Genomic DNA, 4839 nt, shown 5'->3' with positions numbered 1-4839 from the left:
CACGGGTCGGTAAACGTTTTGATCAGGGTTGCGGGGGACTGTTTGCAGCGATTGGCGTGGCATTGCTGTTCACTGGGCCATGAAAAGGAGACAGGGACCTAACAGCGTGTTGAGGTGGGTGTCCCCGGCTAGCCCCTCAATTACAACAGACCACACAGCAGCAATGGATATTTGACGCCGACAGCCTATGAGCTGAGCGTTGCTTAAAAGTTCTTAAACCGTGTCCAGTATTACTTGACCACTACATAGTGACTCAATCTAGGGGCAGCTTTCCGTTTCCCTACTGCGGTGCATGTCCTTTGTGGCTCTTGCTTTGTGGCTCTTGTGGCTCAATTTAGTCCGCTCATAAATGATAAATGGATCACAAGTTTTGGAATTGCCTTAACTGGCATCTCCCGATCTGTGACAGCATTCTTCTGAGGACTAGACCCAGTCAGAACAACACAGCATTTTATACAACATAAATCTTAATTAATCGTAATGGCTAGTCACCATGCAGCATTCAAGGAAAAGTCAGAGGTCCCTAAAGGCGATATCCTACTACCATTGCCCCTCGCGTACCGTACACCAAAATTTCTTGTGCGGTCATAGTGATCACTTTTGTATTGATTAAAAATACAGGCGCGGGTTGACAGTAAACTATAACTTTCGAACAATAGCTGCCGCTGTAATTATGCAGCTTAACTAAACTTTAATTGAAATCTAGAAGGAGTGAGATTATGACTGTTAAAACTAAGGTTAAAGTAAAAGTAGCCAGCCAAACAGCAGTTAAAAACTTGGTTGCACGAGCTGTCACTTCCTAATTAAGTGAATTGAAACTTCTACTAGAGAGCAGGTTCTCTTGCTCTCGTTTTCCGATTTTTCTTACAAGAAGAACTTCAAATTGTTTATCAACAGACATGAAATTCTAAAGCTTATTAAAAACCTAGGTGAAAAAGGAGTGCATGCGAAATTGCTTTCCAATGGTCGCCCAGAACCTTACGTTGGTCAAAAGGGTATAATTACTGAAGCGATCATTCGTTTATTTTGCGCCTACCAGAGCAATATATTGTTGACGGGTAGAGCGGGCATTGGCAAGACGTCTTTCGTTAAAGAAGTTGCAAACACCTTACTAGAGTCGCCAATTAGTTCAGCTTGCAGCTACTATGTGATTGAAGTGAGTATCGGCTCAATATTGTCAGGCACTGGCATGCGTGGCGATTTTGAAAAAAAAGTTGGTGATGCGATTTCATTGATTTCAGAATACGAAAACATTGTAGTTTTTTGTGATGAAGCTCATATGATGCGGCTCACTGCAAGTGACGGTGGTATTGGAATGATGGATCTACTCAAACCCGTGCTTCTTAATGCCAACACCAAATTTATATTAGCAACCACCGATGATGAAAAAGATCTATTCTCATCAGACCCAGCATTTGTTCGTAGATTTCACAGCATTGAGTTAGCCGAATTGACTGAAAGTGAAAAGAGGCAGGCAGTTGAGAGCCACTTCGAAAATTTAGCAAATTTTCATGGCATTAAGGATTTTTTCTTAGATCAAATGGACCTAGACTTCAAGGAACCACTGCATCAACTAATAAACACAATCGATTTTTCGCTAGCTAAAAAACGGATAATTGGGAATGTGATATGAACTTAGGAAACGTATATAGATTTAGCTATACGCAGAGTGCTATGCAGGAAGGCAATGACGTACTGATTGGATCAAATTTAGCCAGAACGGTATCGTTCAGTTTTGATCTGACTTCAAAGACGGTTATAGATGCTCTTTCAATGATTGATGGAAAGGCGAGTTTGGCGGACATCATCGCTTCATCCGGACTTTCAGATGATGATGTGAGTGAATTCGTGGGATTGGTTTCGTTGTTCATTGACAATAATGTTGTAGAGCTATTTGACGAGAAAGAGAAAGCCAAAAGCGCAAAACAAATACAGTCAGTTGATTACGAAAGATTTGATCGACAAATAAACTTGTTTAAACATGCGTTAGGTAGCTTTGATCAAGCAATCGACGTTCAGAATCGTCTCGACTCATGTAAGGTCGCAATTGTGGGGTTGGGCGGTTGTGGAAGTTATGTATTCTATACGCTATCTGCTATGGGTATAGGTTCCATTAAGTCATATGAATTTGATAATGTAGAGCGATCAAATCTATCACGACAAGTCTTATATACGCACGATGATATCGGGCGTCCTAAAGCGGAAGTCGCTGAAGAAAAAGGCAAGAAGATTAGTCCAACGACTGACTTTATATTCGTAAACAAAATGATCTTGTCAATTGAAGATGCAGTGGACGTATTTGAGGACGTTGAGCTAGTCATCTGTTCTGCCGACAACCCTAGACCAGCGTTCTTCGAGCTTATGAATAAGGCAGCATATATGACTGACACTCCACTTCTGTACGCTGGATCGAGCACGACAAACGCTGTAGTTGGCCCCCTAGTGATTCCGGGTTCTACACGTTGCTATAAGTGCATTAACTATGTAGAACCGACTGAACAATTTGACTTCGTAAAAAATATACAACGGGAGTACTTCACGACACTGATTGATCCTTACAATGCTGTTTCTGGCTCTTTAGCAGCGTTAGAAGCCATTAAGTTCTTAACTGAATTCGATGAGTGTCAAATAATAGAAAGTACAATGTTCTTTGACTTCTCAAACTATGAAGTTGATAAAGATAGCAATGTTTACTCTGGTCGCTGTGCAATTTGTAGCCCGTAGTACTAGCAAGGGATGATTGATAATTCACGAACAGTGTCTACATAGCATGTCTTATTCAGGTACTCTGATTCAAGATATTGAGTTTTAGGAAGTAGGCCTTTTATATAGTTAAGTGGACATGCAGTCCTTTTAACCTTTTATTAGCGCCTATGTTATTGAAAGGCGTATATTTATTATGACTAATCTTCGCCTTTATAAGGAAAGACAATGAATAATATAATAGTCTACGGTGTACTGTTTAACGGTTTCAGGTTGTTTACAGGGGCATTTGCTATAGTTTATATGCTTGAAAGTGGACTTTCAGTGACAGACGTAGGTTTTATCAAGGCTTTCCAAGCATTTATCATTTTCTTTTTAGATGTCCCTCTAGGATACATAGCTGACAAGAAGAGCAGGAAGCTCTCTATTGTTTTAGCATCTATATGCTCGGCCATTTGGCTATTTTGCATGGGGTCAGCAAGCTCATTTTTTGGATTCATTGTAGCGGAGTTTTTTAACTCACTTTCTATGACGCTTATGGGTGGAGCATATAACGCATTACTTATATCTCATTCAAGATTGAGTGGATCTGAACCTAAAAATGCACTAAGCATTAGTCACAAATGGAATTACATAGGAATGTTCGCTTTCAGCTTGGTAGGGGCATTGCTAGCTGATGTGATTGGAGTATTAGTTTGGTATGTTGCTGGAGTGCTAATGGCTGCAACAGCATTCTATGGCCTTATTATCCTACCCAAGGACTCATCTTTAGTATCTGAAAATAAGAGCAAGGAATATCAAATCAAAAAGGACTTTGGTAATTTCATAAGTATATTGATTAAGAATAAATATATATCCTTCCTTTTTGTTTCGATTGCATTACTTTTTAACCTGGCTTCTCAGTATTGGCAGGTTATATTTGAGAATAAAGGAATAGAAGTCTTAAAAATTGAACTAGGTATCACATTTTCACTACTGCTACTTTTCCAAAGTTTTGCAAGCAATGCAGTTAATAGATTCTCAAAAAGCACTAACTACTTCATCGCTTCTATATTATTCTTTCTTGCTTTTGGATTGATGATAGTTGAAACCGAACATGATAAATACACCGCAATCGCACTCACATGCCTATCCTTTTTTTCAATTCGTCTTCTTTTGCTCATTGTAGAAATTGACCTCCACGAGGCGCTTGAAGACCAATTTCGTGCTACATACGAGTCCTTTTTGTCCACGGCAACTCGGGCTATGCTATTTGTCTCTTTCCCCCTATTTGGTTACTTAATCGAGACGTTCGGATATATATCACTGGGCTGGGTGTTTTTACTAATTGTACTCGCTACATACAGCAAGGATATCTTTAGTATTATGTTTGGTATCAACAAAAGAAGGGGATTAACAAGTGCCCATCCAGAAACGCGGGATTAACGACGTCTGTCAAGATAGTTGGAACCTCAAGGCCCTATATGTCAACCTCATCCCATACAACCGGTCTATGAGTTAACATAGATTTCAGGGCGTGGATTGAGGAGCTAACGCAATGCCAAAACCAGAATCGCAACTGCCGGAAAGCCAAGTGACACCCGATGTCCAGTTAGAGAAGAAGACACGTCGTCGCTTCTCAACTGAGTACAAACTGAAAATTCTGGCCGAAGCCAATCAATGTGCTTATGGAGAAGGGTTAATAGGACATGCACAATAGTCGACTATCATAGTCGTGTCTTTCATAGCTTAAAGCTATTGATCGTGATGGGTATGTTCTATAATTTTTCAGCAGCTGTAAGGTAACCGGTCATTCTACGGAGTGGTTGCAGGCCATATAAAGATCTGATTGCCTCGGATCAGCAGCGAAGCGTTCTTTCCAAAGTCTTGGTGTCAGATCCTGAACCTCTTTCGCCGGGTGATCACCAACACGCAGTAGCACATCAGTCAGATAGACGTAGGGGTTGATATCGTGCAGCTTGCAGGTAGTGATCAGGCTCTGGATCACACCCACGTGCTCGGCGCCCAGTTCTGACCAACAGAAGAGCCAGTTTTTACGGCCCATCGGTATCGGCCTTAGAGCACGCTCCAGATGATTGGTATCCATTGGCACATCCGGCTCTTCCAGGAACACGCGCAGTTCGTGTTCACGCCGAC

The 4839-nt window shown here is 41.1% G+C and carries 5 protein-coding genes; 4 read left to right on the top strand and 1 reads right to left on the bottom strand.

Annotated elements, in window-relative coordinates; translation table 11 throughout:
* The first annotated feature begins 883 nt into the window (after positions 1 to 883).
* The 4 genes from G565_RS0120335 to G565_RS26945 all read left to right on the top strand — a co-directional run bounded on the left by G565_RS0120335 (position 884) and on the right by G565_RS26945 (position 4402).
* Complete coding sequence (locus G565_RS0120335) at positions 884 to 1633, top strand: AAA family ATPase (RefSeq protein WP_028672454.1); 750 nt, start codon at positions 884 to 886, stop codon at positions 1631 to 1633.
* The gene (locus tag G565_RS0120330) at positions 1630 to 2724 is read left to right on the top strand and encodes a HesA/MoeB/ThiF family protein (RefSeq protein ID WP_028672453.1); all 1095 of its coding nucleotides are present in this window, start codon (positions 1630 to 1632) and stop codon (positions 2722 to 2724) included. The genes G565_RS0120335 and G565_RS0120330 overlap by 4 nt, the downstream gene beginning before the upstream one ends.
* Positions 2725 to 2931: 207 nt before the next feature.
* Positions 2932 to 4128 (top strand): MFS transporter, encoded by a 1197-nt coding sequence (locus G565_RS25235; protein WP_051208340.1) that lies wholly within the window; start codon positions 2932 to 2934, stop codon positions 4126 to 4128.
* A gap of 112 nt (positions 4129 to 4240) precedes the next feature.
* The gene (locus G565_RS26945; RefSeq protein WP_157600185.1) at positions 4241 to 4402 is read left to right on the top strand and encodes a hypothetical protein; all 162 of its coding nucleotides are present in this window, start codon (positions 4241 to 4243) and stop codon (positions 4400 to 4402) included.
* A 90-nt stretch (positions 4403 to 4492) separates the two neighbouring features.
* Here the strand turns inward: G565_RS26945 and G565_RS25230 are convergent.
* A partial coding sequence (locus G565_RS25230) for an IS66 family transposase (protein WP_028672415.1) occupies positions 4493 to 4839 on the bottom strand: 347 nt, incomplete at its 5' end.

It is taken from the genome of Saccharospirillum impatiens DSM 12546 (genome assembly GCF_000423605.1).
In the GTDB taxonomy this organism is placed as follows: Bacteria; Pseudomonadota; Gammaproteobacteria; order Pseudomonadales; family Natronospirillaceae; genus Saccharospirillum; species Saccharospirillum impatiens.
Note: the sequence above shows the minus strand (reverse complement) of the source record. Positions and strands in the feature narration are given on the sequence as shown.